The 19,596-nt window shown below is 73.2% G+C and carries 14 protein-coding genes, 3 tRNA genes and 1 pseudogene; 9 read left to right on the top strand and 9 right to left on the bottom strand.

Annotated features, from left to right (window positions below):
- The first annotated feature begins 25 nt into the window (after positions 1-25).
- Both OIM89_RS22175 and OIM89_RS22170 read left to right on the top strand, forming a co-directional pair.
- Positions 26-624, top strand: a pseudogene (locus OIM89_RS22175) (GNAT family N-acetyltransferase).
- 38 nt (positions 625-662) lie between these two features.
- A complete protein-coding gene (locus OIM89_RS22170; protein WP_047465468.1) occupies positions 663-1,502 on the top strand; it encodes a hypothetical protein in 840 nt (279 codons plus the stop codon).
- A 166-nt stretch (positions 1,503-1,668) separates the two neighbouring features.
- Here OIM89_RS22170 and OIM89_RS22165 read toward each other — a convergent pair whose 3' ends face one another.
- Positions 1,669-1,902: a hypothetical protein gene (locus tag OIM89_RS22165; protein WP_264491573.1), complete on the bottom strand. Its 234-nt coding sequence runs from the start codon at positions 1,900-1,902 to the stop codon at positions 1,669-1,671.
- A gap of 242 nt (positions 1,903-2,144) precedes the next feature.
- Between OIM89_RS22165 and OIM89_RS22160 the strand changes: the two genes are divergently transcribed.
- Positions 2,145-3,653: a CitMHS family transporter gene (locus OIM89_RS22160; RefSeq protein ID WP_264491572.1), complete on the top strand. Its 1,509-nt coding sequence runs from the start codon at positions 2,145-2,147 to the stop codon at positions 3,651-3,653.
- A gap of 72 nt (positions 3,654-3,725) precedes the next feature.
- Here OIM89_RS22160 and OIM89_RS22155 read toward each other — a convergent pair whose 3' ends face one another.
- Positions 3,726-4,415 (bottom strand): response regulator, encoded by a 690-nt coding sequence (locus OIM89_RS22155; protein WP_030696314.1) that lies wholly within the window; start codon positions 4,413-4,415, stop codon positions 3,726-3,728.
- Complete coding sequence (locus OIM89_RS22150; RefSeq protein WP_151169600.1) at positions 4,412-6,217, bottom strand: sensor histidine kinase; 1,806 nt, start codon at positions 6,215-6,217, stop codon at positions 4,412-4,414. The genes OIM89_RS22155 and OIM89_RS22150 overlap by 4 nt, the downstream gene beginning before the upstream one ends.
- 326 nt (positions 6,218-6,543) lie before the next feature.
- Between OIM89_RS22150 and OIM89_RS22145 the strand changes: the two genes are divergently transcribed.
- The 3 genes from OIM89_RS22145 (at position 6,544) to OIM89_RS22135 (ending at position 11,084) form a co-directional block, all read left to right on the top strand.
- Positions 6,544-7,806, top strand: a complete 1,263-nt coding sequence (locus OIM89_RS22145) for an NAD(P)/FAD-dependent oxidoreductase (RefSeq protein WP_030696312.1) — start codon at positions 6,544-6,546, stop codon at positions 7,804-7,806.
- 120 nt (positions 7,807-7,926) lie between these two features.
- Entirely contained in the window at positions 7,927-9,831 is a 1,905-nt protein-coding gene (gene dnaG, locus OIM89_RS22140) for a DNA primase (RefSeq protein ID WP_030696311.1), read from the top strand.
- A 179-nt stretch (positions 9,832-10,010) separates the two neighbouring features.
- Positions 10,011-11,084 (top strand): RNA polymerase sigma factor, encoded by a 1,074-nt coding sequence (locus OIM89_RS22135; protein ID WP_030696310.1) that lies wholly within the window; start codon positions 10,011-10,013, stop codon positions 11,082-11,084.
- Positions 11,085-11,103: 19 nt separating this feature from the next.
- Here the strand turns inward: OIM89_RS22135 and OIM89_RS22130 are convergent, their stop codons facing one another.
- The 5 genes from OIM89_RS22130 to OIM89_RS22110 all read right to left on the bottom strand — a co-directional run bounded on the left by OIM89_RS22130 (position 11,104) and on the right by OIM89_RS22110 (position 17,049).
- Positions 11,104-11,376, bottom strand: a complete 273-nt coding sequence (locus OIM89_RS22130; RefSeq protein WP_217685048.1) for a hypothetical protein — start codon at positions 11,374-11,376, stop codon at positions 11,104-11,106.
- 34 nt (positions 11,377-11,410) lie between these two features.
- Entirely contained in the window at positions 11,411-13,327 is a 1,917-nt protein-coding gene (locus tag OIM89_RS22125; RefSeq protein ID WP_264491571.1) for an ABC transporter ATP-binding protein, read from the bottom strand.
- Positions 13,327-15,060, bottom strand: coding sequence for an ABC transporter ATP-binding protein (locus OIM89_RS22120; RefSeq protein WP_047465456.1), 1,734 nt, complete (start codon positions 15,058-15,060; stop codon positions 13,327-13,329). The genes OIM89_RS22125 and OIM89_RS22120 overlap by 1 nt, the downstream gene beginning before the upstream one ends.
- A gap of 132 nt (positions 15,061-15,192) precedes the next feature.
- Positions 15,193-16,647 carry a xylulokinase gene (locus OIM89_RS22115; protein ID WP_195731073.1) on the bottom strand — a complete coding sequence of 485 codons (1,455 nt, stop codon included), beginning with the start codon at positions 16,645-16,647 and terminating at the stop codon, positions 15,193-15,195.
- A 102-nt stretch (positions 16,648-16,749) separates the two neighbouring features.
- A complete protein-coding gene (locus OIM89_RS22110; RefSeq protein ID WP_030696305.1) occupies positions 16,750-17,049 on the bottom strand; it encodes a hypothetical protein in 300 nt (99 codons plus the stop codon).
- Between the two features lie 173 nt (positions 17,050-17,222).
- On the opposite strand from OIM89_RS22110, the gene OIM89_RS22105 reads away from it, so the two are divergent.
- From OIM89_RS22105 to OIM89_RS22095, 3 genes are all read left to right on the top strand, one after another.
- A tRNA-Asn gene (locus OIM89_RS22105) sits at positions 17,223-17,295 on the top strand.
- 5 nt (positions 17,296-17,300) lie between these two features.
- Positions 17,301-17,373: transfer RNA gene (locus OIM89_RS22100), tRNA-Asn, on the top strand.
- A 210-nt stretch (positions 17,374-17,583) separates the two neighbouring features.
- A tRNA-Ile gene (locus OIM89_RS22095) sits at positions 17,584-17,660 on the top strand.
- A 409-nt stretch (positions 17,661-18,069) separates the two neighbouring features.
- On the opposite strand, the gene OIM89_RS22090 is transcribed toward OIM89_RS22095, so the two are convergent.
- Positions 18,070-19,314: an MFS transporter gene (locus OIM89_RS22090; protein ID WP_226965180.1), complete on the bottom strand. Its 1,245-nt coding sequence runs from the start codon at positions 19,312-19,314 to the stop codon at positions 18,070-18,072.
- Positions 19,315-19,596 lie beyond the last annotated feature (282 nt).

Below are 19,596 nucleotides of genomic sequence, written 5' to 3'. Positions count from 1 at the left end.
CCGCGCCGAGCGAAGGGAGAACCCCATGACAGGGCAGGGGAACGTCACGACGGAGCGGATGGACGGGGCGGCCGCCGTGGGGGCCGCGAGCACCTTCCGGCTGATCTACGCCGAGGCGTTCGCCGGGCCCCCGTACTTCGAGACGGGCGAGGCGGTCGCCGCCGCCTTCCGGCGCTTCCCCCGGCAGGCCCGCAGACCCGGTTTCCGTGCGGCGCTGGCCCGCACCGGGGACGGCGAGCCGGTCGGCGCGGCGTACGGGCATCTGGTCCCCGCCGGCACCCCGTGGTGGCGCGAGCTCACCGAGCCCGTGCCGGAGGCCATGAGCCGCGAGGACGGCCGTCGCACCTTCGGCCTCATGGAGCTGGCCGTGCGCGAGAAGTGGCGCGGGCAGGGCGTCGCGCGCCGCCTGCACGCGACGCTCCTCGGCGGCCTCACCGCGGAGCGGGTGCTGCTCAACGTCCACCCGGCGAGCGGGCCCGCCTCGGCCGCCTACCGGTCCTGGGGCTATCGCAAGGTCGGCGAGGGCCGGCCCGGGGCGAGGGCGCGGGGCTGCACGACGTGATGCTGCTCGACCTGGGCCGACGGCTCTCCGGACGCACTCCGCGCACACCTCACCTAGGGTGAAATGTGACGGCATGCCCACAGATCCACGGAGGGCCCGCATGACGGAGCACGGCTACGCGGAGGATGAGGCGGCCCGCGAGGAGGAGCCCGAGGAGCCGATCGAAGGGGAGCTGGCCGAGCCGGCCCCGCCCTCTCCGCCCGCCGGGACGTCCGAGGACCCGGACGTCCACCTCGACGTTCCGCAGCTCCACGTGGACGAGATCGACCTCCAGGTCGAGGAGTTGCGGGCCAAGGTCTCCCTCCAGGCCGAGGTGCTGAGCCTGCTCAAGCTGAACGTCGGTGCCGATGTCGAGCTCTCCGGCGTGGAGCTGGACATCAAGGGCGTGGACGCGCAGGCCCTGCTCAACGTCCGGCTCGACAACGTCGCCGCGATCATCGGCCGGGTGCTCGCCACCATCGACCGGAACCCGCAGATCCTGGAGCAGATCACCTCCGGGCTCGGCGCCACGGCGGAGAACCTGGGCGAGGGCGCCGGAAAGGCGGTCGGGGAGCTGGGCGAGGGCGCAGGGGAAGCCGTGGAGGAGACGGGCAAGGGGGCGCGCAAGGCCGTCGAGGGCGTCGGGGAGGGCGCCGGAAAGGCGGCGGAGGAGGTCGGGGGAAGCGCGGGCGAGGCGGTCGAGGAGGCCGGAGGCGCGGCCTCCGATGTCGCCTCCGAGGCCGGGGACACGGTGTCCGAAGCGGGGGACAAAGCCGGGGACACGGCCTCGGAGGCGGCGGGGTCGGCCGGACGGACGGCGCGGCGGACGGCGGAGGCCGGCTCCTCCGGGCGTACCGCGCGCAGGAGTGCGAGGCACGAAGGCGGGAACAGGGCCGAGCGGGTCGCGCGCAAGGGCAAGCCGGCGGCGGCCCGCAGGCACCGGCGGGAGGAGCCGCCCTGAAACTCCGCCCCGGACATCGAGACCGCCTCCCGGGTGGAGGCCGACTGGCCGCCGCCCGGCACGTACCGGCGCGACAGCGAGGAGCCTGACCCGCCCCGGCACCGGGACACGGATGTGCACGGCGTGCGCCTGTACCTGCCGCAGGACCCGTTCAGTTGACGAGAGGTCAGTCCTTGGCAGGCGTCGTCCGAGGCAGGGTCAGTTCGAACCCCTCGTGGCTCGGCGTGAATCCGAGCCCGGCGTAGAAGCGGTACGCGTCCACGCGCCGCTTGTCGACCGCCTCGCCCTCCCCGGCCGACAGGGCGAGCACCGCCGGCAGTTCGGCCCGGGTCGCGGGGCGCGGCGTCAGCGCGGGCGGCGGGGCGGAGGAGGGTGCGGGAGTCTGGGCGGGGCCGGCCACGCCACCGACCGTAGCCGGTGCCCGGGGCGCCTTGCGGCACCCCGCCACCCGCTCGCCCGCCCGTCACCGCAGATCAGGCGGGTGCCGGAGGCCCCGCCCACGCCGCCGGGACGACCGGAAGGAGGCGGGAAGGTTTCGCGCGTATTGCTCTCGCGTTGACTCCTTGTGTCCGCCGGAGCGCCGCTCGTACTTTCGTCCGGCCACGGAGCTGTGGCCACGAGCTGGACGAAGGTGGAAGTTCTATGCTGCTGACGGTCCTCGGATTCGTCATGATCGCGACATTCCTGACGCTGATCATGACGAAGAAGATGTCCCCGATGACGTCGCTCATCCTCATCCCGGCCCTCTTCTGCGTGATCGCGGGACAGGGGTCCCACCTGGGTGAGTACGTGCTGGAGGGGATCGGCGAGCTGGCGCCCACGGCGGCCATGCTGATGTTCGCGATCATCTTCTTCGGCGTGATGATCGACGTCGGCCTGTTCGACCCGATCGTCCGGGGCATCCTGCGGTTCTGCAAGGCCGACCCCGCCCGGGTCGTGCTCGGCACGGCGGTGCTCGCGGCGATCGTCTCGCTGGACGGCGACGGCTCGACCACGTTCATGATCACCGTCTCCGCGATGCTCCCGCTCTACCTGCGGCTGAAGATGAGCGTGCTGACGATGACGATGGTCACCGCCACCGCCAACGGCGTGATGAACACCGTCCCCTGGGGCGGCCCCACCGCCCGCGCCGCCACCGCGCTGAAGCTGGACGCCGGCGACATCTTCGTCCCGATGGTGCCCGCCCTCGCCATCGGCCTGCTCAGCGTCTTCGCCCTCGCCTGGGTTCTGGGGCTGCGCGAGCGCCGTCGTCTCGGCCTGCTCACCGAGTCCGGCCCGGCCTCGGACACCGTGACCACCACCGAGGACGCGGAGGCCGAGGCAGAGACCCACGACCGCACCCCGGTCGGCGTGGGCGCGGGCAGCCGCACCGGCTCCGCCGAGTCGGCCGCCGCCCGTACGACCACCGGCCCCGCCGCCACGAGCGGTTCCGGCGGTACGGCCACCCCGGACCTGGCGAAACCCGGCACCGGCGACGACTCCGGCGAGGGCCCCGCCGAGGGCGGGGAATGGGGCACGCTCGACCCGAACCGCCCCACGCTGCGCCCGAAGCTCTTCTGGTTCAACGCCCTGCTGACGCTGGCGGTCCTGGTCACCCTCGTCGCCCAGCTGCTGCCGATCCCGGTCATCTTCATGTTCGGCGCGGCCCTCGCCCTGACCGTCAACTTCCCGCACATGAAGCAGCAGCGGGAGCGGATCGCCGCCCACGCGGACAACGTCCTGAACGTCGCGGGCATGGTCTTTGCCGCCGCCGTCTTCACCGGCGTGCTGACCGGTACCGGCATGGTCGAGGAGATGGCGAAGACACTGGTCGGCGCCGTCCCGGACAGCCTCGGCCCGCACATGGCCCTCATCACCGGTCTGCTGAGCATCCCGTTCACGTACTTCATGTCCAACGACGGGTTCTACTTCGGCATCGTGCCGATCCTCGCCGAGGCCGGCGCCCAGCACGGCGTCTCCCCGCTGGAGATCGCCCGCGCCTCGCTCATCGCCCAGCCGCTCCACATGTCCAGCCCGCTGGTCCCGGCCGTCTACGTGCTGGTCGGCATGGCCAAGGTGGAGTTCGGCGACCACACCCGGGCCACGGTCAAGTGGGCCGTGCTGGTCTCCCTGGTGATCCTGGCCGCCGCCCTGCTCCTCGGCATCGCCTGAGGCCCCCGCCCGTACCGCTCCCCCGAGGGCGCGCCCCGGTCCACCGCGAGGGACCGGGGCGCGCCCTCGTCGTCACGCGTCCTCGCCGGTCCCCGTCCAGGTGTAGACGTGCTCCGGGCGCCCGGAGCCGGTGTAGCGGAGGCTGAGGCCGACCTGGCCGGAGCGTTCCAGCAGCTTCAGGTAGCGCTGGGCGGTCTGGCGGCTGAGCCCGGTCCGGTCGGCCACGCCGGTCGCGGAGAGCTGGCCCGCCTCCTTCAGCGCCTGCCGCACCAGCCGCACCGTCTGCGCCGAGTGGCCCTTGGGCAGGGCCATCGGGCCGGCCGCCGCGCTGCCCAGCACGCCGAAGATCCGGTCGACCCGCTCCTGGCCCGCCTCGGGGCCGTCGGCGAGGGTGCGGCGCAGGACGGCGTACCCCTCCAGCTTGGCGCGCAGGCCGCTGTAGCTGAACGGCTTGACCAGATAGTGCAGGGCGCCGTACCGCATCGCCGCCTCCACGGTGGCCACGTCGCGGGCGGCCGTCACCATGATCACGTCGGTGCGGGAGTCGCCCGCGCGCAGCCGCCGCACGAGGCCGAGGCCGTTCTCGTCGGGGAGGTAGTGGTCGAGGAGGACCAGGTCGGCGTGGTGGCCGTCCAGCCAGGTCAGGGCCTGGCCGGTGGTGTGGGCGGTGCCGGCCGTGCGGAAGCCCGGCACGCGGTCGGTGTAGGCGGCGTTGATCCGCGCCACCAGGGGGTCGTCGTCGACGACCAGGACGTCGATCATCGGCCCTCCTCCTCGTGCGGGTCGGGTGCGGGTCCCTCCGGCGCGGCCAGCGCCTCGGGCAGGACGACGGTGAAGACGGCGCCACCGCCCTCGGCCCCCGCCACCGAGACGGTACCTCCGTACCGCTGGGCGTGGCGTTTGACCAGGGCGAGGCCGAGTCCGCGGCCGCCCCGGCCGGGCGCCGCCTCCTTGGTGGAGAAGCCGTCGGCGAAGACCAGCTCGCGCTGGGTGGGCGGCACGCCCGCGCCGGTGTCGCGCACCGTCAGCTCCGCCGTACGGCCGCGCGCCCGCACCCCGACCTCCACCAGCCGGTCTTCGCCGCCGGTGGGCGCGGCGGGCCCCGGCGCGCCGACCGCCTCCAGGGCGTTGTCGACCAGGTTGCCGAGGACGGTGACCAGATCGTGCGGGGCGACCAGCGGGCCGAGCAGCCGTGAGCCGGGGGCCAGCCGCAGCGCGACCCCGCGTTCGGCGGCCACCGTGGCCTTGCCGACCAGCAGCGCGGCCAGCAGCGGGTCGCCCACCGACTCGGCGATCTGCTCGGCGGTGGCCCGGTGCGAGCCGACCGTCTCGGTGACGAAGTCGACGGCCTCCTCGTACAGCCCGAGTTCCAGCAGGCCCAGCAGGGTGTGGAGGCGGTTGGCGTGCTCGTGGTCCTGGGCGCGCAGGGCGTCCAGCAGGGCGCGGGTGGCGTCCAGCTCGCGGCCGAGCGCCTCCAGCTCCGTGCGGTCGCGCAGGGTGGCGACGGCGCCGCCGTCCTCGGTGGGCATCCGGTTGACCACCAGGACCCGGCCGCCGCGCACGGCCAGCAGATCGGTCCCCGCCACCTCGCCGGTCAGCACGGAGGTGAGCCGCCCGGGCCCGAGCAGCTCGGCCACCGGCCGGCCGATCCCGCCGGGCTCCCCGGCGCGCGGGCGGCCGAGGCCCAGCAGCCGCTGCGCCTCGTCGTTGACGAGCCGGACCCTGCCGTGGCCGTCCAGGGCGAGGACGCCCTCGCGGATCGAGTGGAGCATCGCCTCGCGCTCGTCGAGCAGGGCGGCGATGTCGGAGAAGGTCAGGCCCCGGGTGCGCCGGTAGACGACGCGCGAGAAGGCGAGCGCGCCGAGGACCCCGACGCCGAGCGCGCCCGTGGCGTACCCGGCGACCTGCGGGACGGCCCCGGTCAGCCGGTCGCGGACGGACTCGTAGCGGATGCCGGCCGAGACGGCCCCGATCACCCGGCCGTCCGCGTCGCGCAGCGGGGTCTTGCCGCGCGCCGAGCGGCCGAGGGTGCCGACGTCGATCTCCCGCACCTCGTGCCCGGACAGGGCCCGGGAGGGGTCGGTGGAGACGCGGCGGCCGATCAGCGCCGGGTCGGTGTGCGAGTAGCGGATGCCCTGCCGGTCCAGGACGACGACGTACTCGGCGCCGGTGGCCCGCCGGACCCGTTCCGCCGAGCGCTGCACCGGGTTGCCCCGGACCGGCTCGGCGCGCAGCAGGTCGCCGGCGAGGTCCTCGTCGCTCGCCATGGCCTGGGCGACGGCGAGCGCGCGGTGGGTGGCCTGGTCGTCGAGCTGGTCGCTGAGCGGGGCGAGGAAGAGCGCGGTGGCCAGGGCGGTCACACCGACGGCGATGACCAGCTGGACCAGCAGCACCTGCGAGGCCATCCGGCGCGGGGCGCGCAGCGCCCACGGGCGCGGGCGGGCGGGCGGCGGCTGCGGCGCGGCCCCGCGCACCGCCCCGGGCTCGGCGGTCACCGGGCGGGACCCGTCTCCGGGCGTACCGGCCTTGCCCAGGACGGTGTCATGGCCTCGCTGCCCCACCACGGCTCCTCCTGTCCCCGGGTCCCGGTCGCGGCCCGGCCAGGACTCCCGTCACCCTCGGCCACCGCCTGAAACTCTGCGTCCACCGCTCCCACCAGCGCGGACGCACACGCTCCGCACCATTGTCACCCGGCGGCGCAACCCCTCCGGGCGGCCGCACAAGGGCCGGCCGGTCCAGGCTTCAAGCCCCTTGCCCACCACGTGGTGTGACGACTCGTTGGCCCGATCGGGCCACCCCCTCTTCCCGCATTACGCTCCGTACGGGACGCTCGCTGAGGCGGGCAGCACCGCACCTGCGCCGCAGGGCAGGAAGAACAGGGAGGCTCGACGTGGTCGACGCGGATCAGACATTCGTCATCGTCGGAGGAGGACTGGCCGGGGCCAAGGCGGCCGAAACCCTCCGCGAGGAAGGCTTCAGAGGCCGGGTGATCCTCGTCTGCGACGAACGCGACCGGCCCTACGAACGGCCCGCGCTCTCCAAGGGCTATCTGACCGGCAAGGACGAGCGGGACAGCGTCTTCGTCCACGAACCCTCCTGGTACGCGCGCCACCACATCGAGCTGCACCTCGGCCAGCCCGCCGTCGCCCTCGACCGCGAGGCGCACACCGTCCGGCTCGGCGACGGCACGGTACTCAAGTACGACAAGCTGCTGCTGGCCACCGGCGCCGAACCCCGCCGCCTCGACGTCCCGGGCACCGACCTGGTCGGCGTCCACCACCTGCGCCGCCTCGCCCACGCCGACCGGCTCCGCCAGGTCCTCACCACGCTCGGCCGCGACAACGGCCACCTGGTGATCGCCGGTGGCGGCTGGATCGGCCTGGAGGTGGCCGCCGCCGCGCGTGGCTACGGCGCCGAGGTCACCGTGGTGGAGGCCCGGCCGACGCCGCTGCACGACGTGCTCGGCCCCGAGCTGGGCCAGGTCTTCACGGAACTCCACGGCGACCACGGGGTCCGCTTCCACTTCGGCGCCCGCCTCACCTCCATCAGCGGCCAGGACGGGGTGGTCCTGGCCGCGCACACCGACGACGGCGAGGAGCACCCGGCCCACGACGTGCTGGCCGCCGTCGGCGCCGCGCCGCGCACCGCGCTGGCCGAGGCGGCCGGGCTCGCCCTGGTCGACCGAGAGCACGGCGGCGGCATCGCGGTGGACGCCTCGCTGCGCACCTCCGACCCGGACATCTACGCGGCGGGCGACGTGGCCGCCGCCCACCACCCGCTCCTCGACACCCGGCTGCGCGTCGAGCACTGGGCCAACGCCCTCAACGGCGGCCCGGCCGCCGCCCGCGCCATGCTGGGCCGCATGGTCCGCTACGACCGCGTCCCGTACTTCTTCTCGGACCAGTACGACATCGGGCTGGAGTACTCCGGCTACGCCCCGCCCGGCACCTACGACCAGGTGGTCATCCGGGGTGACGCGGGCCGCCGCCAGTTCATCGCCTTCTGGCTCTCCGAGGGGCGGGTGCTGGCCGGGATGAACGTCAATGTGTGGGACGTCACCGACCAGATCCAGCGGCTCATCCGGCACGGCGAACCGGTCGACGCCGACGCGCTCGCCGACCCCTCGGTGCCGCTGGAGAGCCTCGGGGCCTGACGCCGCACGGGCCGTCGGGTCCGCCTCCCTCCGTTCCCCGGCTCCGCTGAGCTCCGGGGCCGGAGGGCCGGGGGGAGACCGGACGGCGGACCAGCCTCGCGACGGCCGTAGACTTTCCGCGTGGCAGGCAGGATCAATGACGAGGACGTGAAGGCGGTCCGGGACGCGGTCCCGATCGACGCCGTCGTGTCCGAGTACCTGTCGCTGCGCAACGCGGGCGGCGGAAACCTCAAGGGCCTCTGCCCCTTCCACGACGAGAAGTCCCCGTCGTTCCAGGTCAGCCCGGCCAAGGGCCTCTTCCACTGCTTCGGCTGCCAGGAGGGCGGCGACACGATCACCTTCGTCCGGAAGGTCGATCACCTCACGTTCTCCGAGGCCGTCGAGCGCCTGGCCGCCAAGGCCGGCATCACGCTGCGGTACGAGGAGGGCGGGTACAACCCCTCCCACCAGCGCGGCGAGCGCATCCGGCTGATCGAGGCGCACAAGGCCGCCGCCGAGTTCTACGCCCGGCAGCTCGAAGGCCCCGAGGCGGAGACCGGCCGCCGCTTCCTCGCCGAGCGCGGCTTCGACCAGGCCGCCGCCACCCACTTCGGCGTCGGCTACAGCCCGGTCGGCTGGGACCACCTCACCCGCTACCTCCGCGGCCAGGGCTTCACCGACAAGGAACTGATCACCTCCGGCCTCGCCCAGGACGGCCGCCGCGGCCCCGTCGACCGCTTCCGGGGCCGCCTGATGTGGCCCATCCGCGACATCGGCGGCGAGGTCGTCGGCTTCGGCGCCCGCCGCCTGCGCGAGGACGACAACGGCCCCAAGTACCTCAACACCCCCGAGACCCCGATCTACCGCAAGTCGCAGGTCCTCTACGGCATCGACCTCGCCAAGAAGGACATCGCCAAGGCGAGCCGGGCCGTGGTCGTCGAGGGGTACACCGACGTCATGGCCTGCCACCTGGCGGGGATCACCACCGCCGTCGCCACCTGCGGCACCGCCTTCGGCCAGGACCACATTAAGATCCTCCGCCGCCTGCTGATGGACAACGGCAGCGCCCGGGTGATCTTCACCTTCGACGGCGACGCCGCCGGACAGAAGGCCGCCCTGCGCGCCTTCGAGGACGACCAGAAGTTCGCCGCCGAGACCTACATCGCCATCGCCCCCGACGGCATGGACCCCTGCGACCTCCGCCTCGCCAAGGGCGACGAGGCCGTCGCCGACCTGGTCGAACCCCGCACCCCGCTCTTCGAGTTCGCGCTGCGCCAGATCGTCTCCCGGTACGACCTGGAGACCCCGGCGGGCCGCGCGGCGGCGCTGGACGAGGCCGGGCCGGTCGTCGCCCGCATCAAGTCCGCCTCCTCCCAGCACGAGGTGGCCGTCCAGCTCGCCGGGATGCTCGGCATCCTCGACACCCAGTTCGTCGTCCGCCGGATCGGCCAGCTCGCCCGCTGGGCCCGCGACCGCGGCTCCGACGCCGGGCCCGCGCCCCGCCGCGCCGACGGCCCCGGCCACGCCATCGAGACGAGCGCCCCCCGCTTCAGCGGCCCCGCCCTCAACCTCCGCAGCCCCGCCTTCACCACCGAACGCGAACTGCTGAAGCTCGCTCTGCAACGCCCCGAACTCGTCTCCCCCGCCTTCGACGCCTACGGCTCCGACGAGTTCACCGCCGCCCCCTACGCCGCCGTCCGCGAGGCCATCGAGGAGGCGGGCGGCGCGGAACTCGGCGCCGACCTCGGCATGGACTACCTCACCCGGGTCCGCGAGGCCGCCCCCGACGACACGGTCCGCGCCATGGTCACCGAACTGGCCGTCGAGGCGATCCGCCGCCGCACCGTCGACGAGGTCTACGCCGGGGAGCAGCTGGTCAAGGTCCGCCTGCGCGCCGTCGAACGCCGCATCCGCGACCTCCAGGGCACGTTCACCCGCGTCGCCGCCCAGGGCGATCAGCAGCAACTCGCCTCCGTCCAGAACGAGTTGTGGGTCCTCCAGCAGTACGACCGGAGCCTGCGCAACAACGGCGCCCAGGCCCTGTAGCCCCCACGCCCCGGGCGGAGGCCCCGCCGGAAAAGTCCGGACGCACTCTCGTGGTGGAGGCGCGGTGTGCCGCACACTGGTGCGGCGCGCCCCCGGCCCCGGGCGTGTTCCCCCGCACCGCCGCACGCCGTACGCACCATCCCCCGATCCGCCACGCGATCACCCGGGAGGTCACCCCCGTGCAGACCAGGCCCCCTCGCTCCGCCCCCACCGCCCCGCCCGCGGTCCTCGCCCCGGCCGTGCCCACCCCGCGCAGGTCGCCCCAGCGGGCCCCGGCCGGCGGAGCCGGGACCGGGCCGCAGGGCGCGGGCGGGCGGACGCCGGCCGGTTCCGAGCAGGCCGGGGCGGCCGCCCCCGACCTCTTCCGGCAGTACCTCCGGGAGATCGGGCGCATCCCGCTGCTCTCCGCCGCCGACGAGGTGGAGCTGGCCCGGCGCGTGGAGGCGGGCGTGTTCGCCGCCGCGAAACTGGCCGGGGGCTCGGCGGACCCGGCGCTCGCCCACGACCTGCGGCGGCTGGTGGCCCTCGGGGAGCGGGCCAAGGGACGGCTCATCGAGGCCAACCTCAGGCTCGTCGTCTCGGTGGCCAAGCGGTACACGGGCCGCGGCCTGACCATGCTCGACCTGGTGCAGGAGGGCAACCTCGGACTGATCCGCGCGGTGGAGAAGTTCGACTACACGCGGGGCTTCAAGTTCTCCACGTACGCGACCTGGTGGATACGCCAGGCGATGTCCCGCGCCCTCGCCGACCAGGCCCGCACCATCCGGGTGCCGGTGCACGTCGTGGAGCTGATCAACCGGGTCGTCCGCACCCAGCGCGCCCTGCTCCAGGAGGCGGGCCGCGAGCCGGCCGCCGAGGAGGTCGGCGAGCGGCTCGGGCTGAGTGGCGAGAAGGTCGAGGAGGTGCTGCGGCTGGCCCGCGAACCCATCTCCCTGCACGCGCCGGTCGGCGGCGAGGACGACGTCTTCCTCGGCGACCTCATCGAGGACGCCGACGCGGCCTCCCCCGCCGAGAGCGCCGCCCTGCTCCTGCTCCGCCAGCACCTCGACGCGGTCCTCGCCACCCTCGGCGACCGCGAACGCCAGGTGGTGCAGTTGCGGTACGGGTTCGACGACGGGCGGCCGCGCACCCTGGAGGAGATCGGCCGGCTCTTCGGGGTCACCCGCGAACGGATCCGCCAGATCGAGTCGAAGACCCTGCGCCGGCTCCGCGAGCACACGGCGGCGGGGCAGTTGCGGGGCTACCTGGAGTGAGCGGGGCGGGCCGCCCGGCTCACTGGTGGCCGCGCCGCCTGGCGTCGACGGCCGCGCCGAGGGCGACACCGAGCGCGAGGCCCACGCCGATCCCGACGGCGAGGTTGTCGAGGATCAGGCCGGCCGCCACCCCGAGGCACATCCCGACCGGCAGGTACAGGGCGATCGCCGAGGGCTGCTCGGAGCCCTGCCCGTCGGCTCCCGGCTCGCGCGGTTCCTCCGCCAACTCCCCCACCCACTCCGTCGTCCGTCCGGTGCCCTTGTCCTGTACAGGGGCAGCTGTTTCCAGCATGCCACGGGGGCCGGGCGGCCCCCGTGGCCGCCCCTCAGTCGACCTCGACGGCCGCCTCGGCGAACTGGGCCGCGTAGAGGCGGGCGTACGCCCCCTCGGCGGCGAGGAGTTCGGTGTGCGCGCCCTGCTCGACGATGGCCCCGTTCTCCATCACCAGGATCGTGTCGGCGTCCCGGATCGTGGAGAGGCGGTGGGCGATGACGAACGAGGTCCGGCCGTGCGCGAGCCGGGCCATGGCCTGCTGGATCAGCACCTCGGTACGGGTGTCCACCGAGCTGGTGGCCTCGTCCAGGACGAGGATCACCGGGTCGGAGAGGAAGGCCCGCGCGATGGTGACGAGCTGCTTCTCTCCGGCGCTGACCCCGCTGCCCTCGTCGTCCAGGACGGTGTCGTAGCCGTCGGGGAGCGTGCGGATGAAGCGGTCGGCGTGGGCGGCACGGGCCGCCTCCTCGACCTCTTCACGGCTCACCTCGCGGGAGGCGCCGTAGGCGATGTTCTCCGCGATGGTGCCGCCGAACAGCCAGGTGTCCTGGAGGACCATGCCGATCCGGGAGCGCAGGTCCTCCCGGGCCATGGCGGCGATCTCGACGCCGTCCAGGGTGATCCGGCCGCCGGTGACCTCGTAGAACCGCATCAGCAGGTTGACCAGGGTGGTCTTGCCCGCGCCGGTCGGGCCGACGATGGCGACCGTGCGGCCCGGTTCGACGGTCAGGGAGAGGTCCTCGATCAGGGGCCGGTCCGGCTCGTAGCGGAAGGAGACCTTCTCCAGGGCGACGCGGCCGCGCGGCTTCTCCAGGCGGGCGCCGGGGACCGGGTCGGGCTCCTGCTCGTCGGCGTCGAGGAGTTCGAAGACCCGCTCGGCGGAGGCGACGCCGGACTGCACCAGGTTGGCCATCGAGGCGATCTGGGTCAGCGGCATCGAGAACTGCCGGGAGTACTGGATGAACGCCTGCACGTCGCCGATGGACAGGGCGCCCGAGGCGACCCGGAGGCCGCCGACGACGGCGACCAGCACGTAGTTGATGTTGGAGACGAACATCATCAGCGGCTGCATGATGCCGCTGGTGAACTGGGCCTTGAAGGATGCCTGGTAGAGCGCGTCGTTCTCCTCGGCGAACCGCTCGGCCGACTCGTCCTGGCGGCCGAAGACCTTGACCAGGCTGTGGCCGGTGTACATCTCCTCGATGTGGGCGTTGAGCGTGCCCGTCGAGGTCCACTGGCTGACGAAGTGCGGCTGGGAGCGCTTGCCGACCCGGGTGGCGACCACGAAGGAGAGCGGCACCGTCACCAGCGCCACCAGGGCGAGCAGCGGCGATATCCAGAACATCATCACCAGCACCCCGATGACGGTCAGCAGGGAGTTGACCACCTGGCCCATCGTCTGCTGAAGCGTCTGGCCGATGTTGTCGATGTCGTTGGTGGCGCGGCTGAGCACCTCGCCGCGCTGGCGCTGGTCGAAGTAGGAGAGCGGGAGCCGCGACAGCTTGGTCTGCACGTCGCGGCGCATCCGGAAGACGGTGTGGTTGATCGCGCGGTTGCTCAGCCGGGCCGAGACCGCCATCAGGGCGCTGGCCAGCAGGAAGACGCCGAGCGCGAGCAGCAGCACCTCGCCGACGGCGCCGAAGTCGATGCCCTGGCCGGGGGTGAAGTCCATCCCGGAGAGCATGTCGGCCACGCCGTCGTCGCCGCTCTCGCGCATCCCCGCCAGCACCTGCTCGCGGGTGGCGCCGGCCGGCATGTCGCGGCCGACGATGCCCGCGAAGACCAGGTCGGTGGCCCAGCCGAGGATCTTCGGGCCGGTCACCGAGAGCGCCACGCTGACCAGGCCGGTGGCGAGCATCGCCCACAGCACCTTCTTCTCGGGGCGGAACTGGGCCAGCAGCCGCTTTCCCGAACCCTTGAAGTCCATCGACTGCTGTCCCGGCGCTCCCGCGCCCATCGGGCCCGCCATCACGCGGCCTCCGCTTCCGTCAGCTGGGAGAGCACGATCTCCCGGTAGGTCTCGTCCCGTTCCATCAGGTCGTGGTGGCGGCCGACCGCCACCACCCGGCCCTCGTCGAGGACGACGATCCGGTCGGCGTCACGGATGGTCGACACCCGCTGGGCGACGATCACCACGCCCGCCTCGGCGGTCTCCGCGCGCAGGGCCGCCCGCAGCGCCGCGTCGGTCGCGTAGTCCAGCGCCGAGAACGAGTCGTCGAAGAGGTAGACCTCGGGCCGCTGCACCAGGGTGCGCGCGATGGCGAGCCGCTGCCGCTGGCCGCCGGAGACGTTGGTCCCGCCCTGCGAGACGGGCGCCTGAAGCCCGCCTTCCAGCCGCTCGACGAACTCCCTGGCCTGCGCCACCTCCAGCGCGTGCCACAGCTCCTCGTCACTCGCCTCCGGGTTGCCGTACCGCAGGTTGCTCGCCACGGTGCCGGAGAAGAGGTACGGCTTCTGCGGGACGAGGCCGACGGTGCGGGCCAGCAGCGCCGGGTCGATCCGGCGGATGTCGACGCCGTCGACCAGGACCTCGCCCTCGACGGGGTCGATCAGCCGGGCGGCGAGGCCGAGCAGCGTGGTCTTGCCGGAGCCGGTCGAGCCGATGACGGCGGTGGTCTCGCCGGGCCCGGCGAACAGCTCCACGTCGCGCAGGACCCACTCCTCCGCGCCCGGGTAGCGGAACCCCGCGGCCCGCATCTCCAGCGTGCCCCGGCCGGCCAGTTCGCGGACGGGCTCGGCGGGCGGGACGACGCTGCTGCTCGTCTCCAGGACCTCCTGGATGCGCTCGGCGCACACCTCGGCGCGCGGCACCATCATGAACATGAAGGTGGCCATCATCACGGACATGACGATCTGCATCAGGTAGGCGAGGAAGGCGGTGAGCGCGCCGATCTCCATCGCGCCGCTGTCGATCCGGTGGGCACCGAACCAGACCACGGCCAGCGAGGACAGGTTCACCACCAGCATCACCAGCGGGAACATCAGCGCCAGCAGCCGGCCGGTGCCCAGCGAGACCTCGGTCAGGTCGGTGTTGGCCCGGCCGAACCGCTCGGTCTCGTACCGGTCGCGGACGAAGGCGCGGATGACGCGGTTGCCGGTGATCTGCTCCCGCAGCACCCGGTTGACGGTGTCCAGCCGCTTCTGCATCGAGCGGAAGAGCGGCCGCAGCCGCCAGACGACCACGCCGACCGAGGCCGCCATCACGGGCAGCACCGCCAGCAGCACCCCGGAGAGCGGTACGTCCTGGCCCAGCGCCATGATCACGCCGCCGACGCACATGATGGGCGCCGTCACCATCAGCGTGAAGGTCATCAGGGCCAGCATCTGGACCTGCTGGACGTCGTTGGTGGTCCGGGTGATCAGGGACGGCGCCCCGAAGCCGTTGAGCTCCCGTGCCGAGAAGGACTGCACCCGGTCGAAGACGGCCGCCCGCACGTCCCGGCCGAGGGCGGCGGCGGTCCGGGCGCCGAAGTAGACGGCGCCGATGTTGCCCGCCGTCTGCACCAGCGTCACCGCCAGCATGACGGCGCCGAGCCCGAGGATGACGCCCGTGTCGCCCCGCACGACGCCCCGGTCGATGATGTCCGCGTTGAGCGACGGAAGGTACAGCGCCGCGCAGGTCTGGAGCAGTTGGAGCACCATCACCAGCGCGATGGGTTTCTGGTACGGACGCAGATACGTCCGCAGAAGTCGTATGAGCACAGGTCTCTTCCGGATCGGCCGTACGGGATGCGCCCCCATCCTGCGCCACCCGGCCGCCGGAGCCCACCGGTTTTGTCCAAGCCTGGGTCAAGACTCCAGGGTGCCCGCACCGACCCCCGCCCCCGCCGCAGGTCAGGCCGGCCGGCCGCCTCCGAAGGCGTCCGGGTGGGTCTGGTCCCGCACGGCCGTGTACTGCTGGCGTACGGCCTGGCCGACGGCGAGTTCCTCGCCCGGCTCCAGGTGCAGGCCGGCCGCGCCGCCCCACATCGGCGGGGCCGAGCGGTCCAGGGTGCCGCGCTCGACGCCGAGGGCCCAGGCCGCCTGGCGGGCGGCGCCGAGGGCCGCGTAGTCGGCCGGTTCGGGGACGATCACCGGGGCGCCGAAGATCATCGGGGCGGCGGCCCGGATCGCCGGCAGGTCGGCGGCGGCCCCCAGCAGGAAGACGCGGCGGATCGCCACGCCCCGGCCGCGCAGCACGTCGAGGGCGTCGGCGAGCGAGCAGAGCATGCCCTCGAACGCGGCCCGCGCCAGGTGCTCGCGCTTCATCGACTCGCGCCGCAGCCCGCTGAGCGTCCCGGCGGTGTGCGGCAGCCGGGGCGTGCGCTCCCCCTCCAGGTACGGCAGCAGCACCAGGCCGTGCGAGCCGGGCGTCGACTCCAGGGCCAGCCGCGAGAGTTCGGGCAGGTCGACACCGAGCAGGTCGGCGGTGCCGCGCAGCGCCCGCACCGCGTTGAGGGTGTGGACCACCGGGAGGTGCATGCCGGTGGCGTCGGCGTAGGAGGTGATCAGGCCGTCCGGGTCCCAGGCGGCCTCGTGGTGGACGGCCATCACCGAGCCGGAGGCGCCCAGCGAGACCACGGCGTCGCCGTGACCGACGCCGAGGCCGAAGGCGGCCGCCATCGTCTCGCCGGTCCCCGCCGAGATCAGCAGCCCCTCCGGGGTGGTGCCCGCCGCCTCGGCCGGGCCGATCACCTCGGGCAGCACGGCCCGGTGGCCGAGCGCCAGCTCCACCAGCTCGGACCGGTACTCCCCCGCCGCCGCCGACCAGTAGCCGGTGCCCGAGGCGCCGCCCCGGTCCGTGGTGCGGCGGACGGGCCGGCCCAGCAGCTGCCAGACCAGCCAGTCGTGGGCCTGGAGCAGCCCGGCGGTACGGGCGGCGTTCTCCGGCTCGTTCTTCGCCAGCCAGCGCAGCTTGGCCACCGGCTGGGCGGCCTGCGGCACGCAGCCGACCGCCCGCACCCACGCCTCACGCCCGCCCAGCTCCGCCGTCAGATCGGCCGCGGCGACCTGCGCCCGCCTGTCCCCGCCGACCAGGGCGGGCCGCGCGGTCCCGCCCTGCGCGTCCAGCGGCACCAGGCCGTTCTGCTGGGCGGAGACCCCGATGGCCTCGACGTTCTCCAGCAGCCCGCCGGCCGCGGCCTCGCCGAGCGAGAGCAGCCAGCTCTGCGGATCGACGTCCGAGACCGGCCCCTCCCCTTCCTTCGGATGCGGCGCGTACCCCTGCCGCAGTACGGCACCCGTCTCGGTGTCGCAGACGACCATGCGCGTGAATGCGGACGAACTGTCCAGCCCGGCGACTATGCCCATGGGACGATTCTGCCGCACGCGAAGGGCGCCCCGTGGAGACGGGGCGCCCTTGGGGGGACACCCCCAGGTCCGCCGGCCGGGCGGCGGGGTGTGAGACCGGTCTCAGACGTTCCCGGTGCCCCAGTCGTCGCCCGGGTTCTGGCCGCGCTCGCGCAGCGACCGCACCCGCTCGGCGACCGGCGCCGGGACCCGGTCACCGACCCGCTCGCTCACCGAGTGGTACGCCTTGTCGGCGAAGCCCCGCCCTTGCTGGGCGGCGCTCTCGGCGGCGTTGCGGACCGCCGGGTTCCGCGCCACGCGCTCCGCGCACTTCCTCAACTGTTCGTACCGCTCGCGGCCCGCGCGGCTCCCGAGCACGTAGCCCAGGGCCGCTCCGGCGACGAAGGTGAGCCGGTAGCGCATCAACTGCCACCCTTCCGTAGTGGTCGGTTCTGCCGAGCGCGGCGGCAGGGGCGAGGCCCCGCCGGGTACCGATTGGCGAAGCACCCCCCTGCTTGCGCTAATGTATGTGTCGCAGCGAACGAGCGCCCTCCGGAGCACTCCGCGCGGGAGCCCCGTTCGATGCGAAGCAGCATTCCCCTGTAGCTCAATTGGCAGAGCAGCCGGCTGTTAACCGGCAGGTTACTGGTTCGAGTCCAGTCGGGGGAGCTCGATCTCCTGTAGCTCAATTGGCAGAGCAGCCGGCTGTTAACCGGCAGGTTACTGGTTCGAGTCCAGTCGGGAGAGCAAACGATGAGGGCCCCCTCGGGGGTCCTTTTTCGTGCGCTCGGCGTCTCGTCGAAGTCCATGTGCGGAGCTTCTGCCCCGTGGATGGAACCGCACACGCCGCCGCGGAGTCCTCAAGATCAGGCAAGGCCGACCAGCCGGGGCAGCAGATCGTATGAGCGGCTATGCTGCGGCAGACGGCACGTACACATGTACGCGACACGCCGCTACGGGGCGGTAGCTCAGCCGGTTAGAGCAGCGGACTCATAATCCGTCGGTCAAGGGTTCGAGTCCCTTCCGCCCCACCACCGCCACGCGGTCGGCTCTTCGCCGATCCGTTCCGTGGCAACGAGGAGGGCCGCCGCCGGTTACGCGGCGGCCCTTCTCGTTCCCGCAACCACGCCGCCGGCGCCCCGGTCGCAGGTAGCGGGAGGGCAGGTGCGCGGCCTGGATCCCCATGGGCTTGCCGTCGATCAGGACGCCGTCCACGGGGGTGGTGGGGCGGTGGCGAACTCCTTGACCTCGAAAGCCGTCCCGCTCGGGCCCTTCGCGGACCACTCCGCCCTCGCGGACCGCCGCCGGGGCCGGATGTCCTCCTCCCGGTCACGGGCACCCCGAGGGCCGCCCGTACCCGAGCCCCGGCGATCAGGTCGAACTCGGGGAGCGCGAGGACCGTGTCGACGGGGGCCGACGTGGGTGACGTCGTGGGCCGCGTGATCAGTCCCGGCCGCCTGCCGGATCACCTTCTCCGTGACTCGGCGCGGGATCAGGAGGCGCCGGGGAAGTCCTCAGACGGGCGAGAAGCGGAATGAGCAGGACGGCGGCACAGAGGGAGCCGATCACGGAACCCAGGGCGATGCTCTGGGGACTGAAGGACCGGGTGAAGAGAGTGACCAGAAGTCCGGCGACGGGCAGGGACAACTGGTTCAGGAGCATGATGATGGCGATGGTCTTCGCGAATTGCTCGCGGGGAATTCTCCGGACGCGTTCCGTGCGGATGACCACGTTGAAGAACCCGACGGTTCCGAGGAGCAGCGCATAGCTCAGCGCGTACTGGAGGAAGGTGTTCGCCAGGCCCACCCCGATGCCGCCCAGGCAGATCAGCGAGTAGGACGTCATCAGGGCCGCGAAGGGGCTCAGCCACCTCATCAGCTTCGGGACGACGAGGAACGTGAGGATGCCGACGATTCCGGCTCCGGTACTCAACGCACCGTAGTACGCGTCCGGTTGGCGGAAGACGCCGACGGTGGTGGCGGCGCTGGTGGCCATGCCGACGCCGACCACGAGATTGACCGTCATGGTCACTCCGACCAGGCCGAGGACGGCGGGCAGCCGCAGCAGGGTCGTCACGCCCTCGCCGATGCCGGTGGCCACCGAGCGGAGGGTGGTGCGTTCCCCGGAGGAGCTGGAGAGCGTCTCGGTGCGCAGCCAGCGACGGAGCGAGAAGGTGTTGACCGTGGTCAGGGCGTACACCGCGCCGATGACCGCGAGGAGGCTGGTGGTCGGGAGCGCCGAGGCGAGCAGCGCGGCCAGCGCCGGGCCGGCGACCACGCTGGTCTGCTCCGTGCCCTGGATGATCGACTGCGCCCGGGCCATCTGGTCCAGCGGCACGAACCGGGGAAGCGTGGCTTCGAGGGCGATGTACGACTGCGCGGCGGCCACCGACATACCGGCGGCGAACACGCACAGGACGACGAATTTCCCGTCGGGCACCAGCAACATCACCGCGAACGCGGTCAGCCCGAGAACCGCCCGGACGACATCCGAACCGATGTACAGGACGTAGCCGCGAATGCGGTCCGCGAACACCCCGGCCACCGGCAGGAACAGCACCCGGGGCAGCCATTCGACCAGGAAGATCAGGCCGGTCTGCGAGGCGCTGCCGGTCAGCTTGAAGGCCAGAAGCGGAATGGCGAAGAGGAGGAACTGGTCCCCCAGGGCGGCCAGTCCGCGACCCCCCACGAAACGCGCCATCTGCAGGCCCGGCAGCGAGGTGTGCGCCGGTGCCGGAGGCCCGCCGCCCCCGTCCCTCACGGGCGGACCGGCCGGATTCTCGCTCGCTTCTTGGCTCATGCTCCCCCGTCGTTCGTGTCACCGAGTCCGTCGGACAGGCTCTGCGCGGTCATGGCCGGCCGGAGGGCGAACGCTTTGCCGAGTCCGCGTTCCGAGATGTCGGGTGTGTGCCGCTCTCACCCGTAGGGCGGTGACAGAGTACAAGCCCCCGGCCATCGGCGCAGGGCGTCC

This window comes from Streptomyces sp. BI87, from assembly GCF_025957665.1.
GTDB lineage: Bacteria > Actinomycetota > Actinomycetes > Streptomycetales > Streptomycetaceae > Streptomyces > Streptomyces albidoflavus.
Note: the sequence above shows the minus strand (reverse complement) of the source record. Positions and strands in the feature narration are given on the sequence as shown.

Coding starts and splice junctions, on each gene's coding strand:
- OIM89_RS22170 (WP_047465468.1), top strand. CDS start 663: ATGACGGAGCACGGCTACGCGGAGGATGAGGCGGCCCGCGAGGAGGAG.
- OIM89_RS22160 (WP_264491572.1), top strand. CDS start 2,145: ATGCTGCTGACGGTCCTCGGATTCGTCATGATCGCGACATTCCTGACG.
- OIM89_RS22155 (WP_030696314.1), bottom strand. CDS start 4,415: ATGATCGACGTCCTGGTCGTCGACGACGACCCCCTGGTGGCGCGGATC.
- OIM89_RS22130 (WP_217685048.1), bottom strand. CDS start 11,376: ATGCTGGAAACAGCTGCCCCTGTACAGGACAAGGGCACCGGACGGACG.
- OIM89_RS22125 (WP_264491571.1), bottom strand. CDS start 13,327: ATGGCGGGCCCGATGGGCGCGGGAGCGCCGGGACAGCAGTCGATGGAC.
- OIM89_RS22115 (WP_195731073.1), bottom strand. CDS start 16,647: ATGGGCATAGTCGCCGGGCTGGACAGTTCGTCCGCATTCACGCGCATG.
- OIM89_RS22110 (WP_030696305.1), bottom strand. CDS start 17,049: ATGCGCTACCGGCTCACCTTCGTCGCCGGAGCGGCCCTGGGCTACGTG.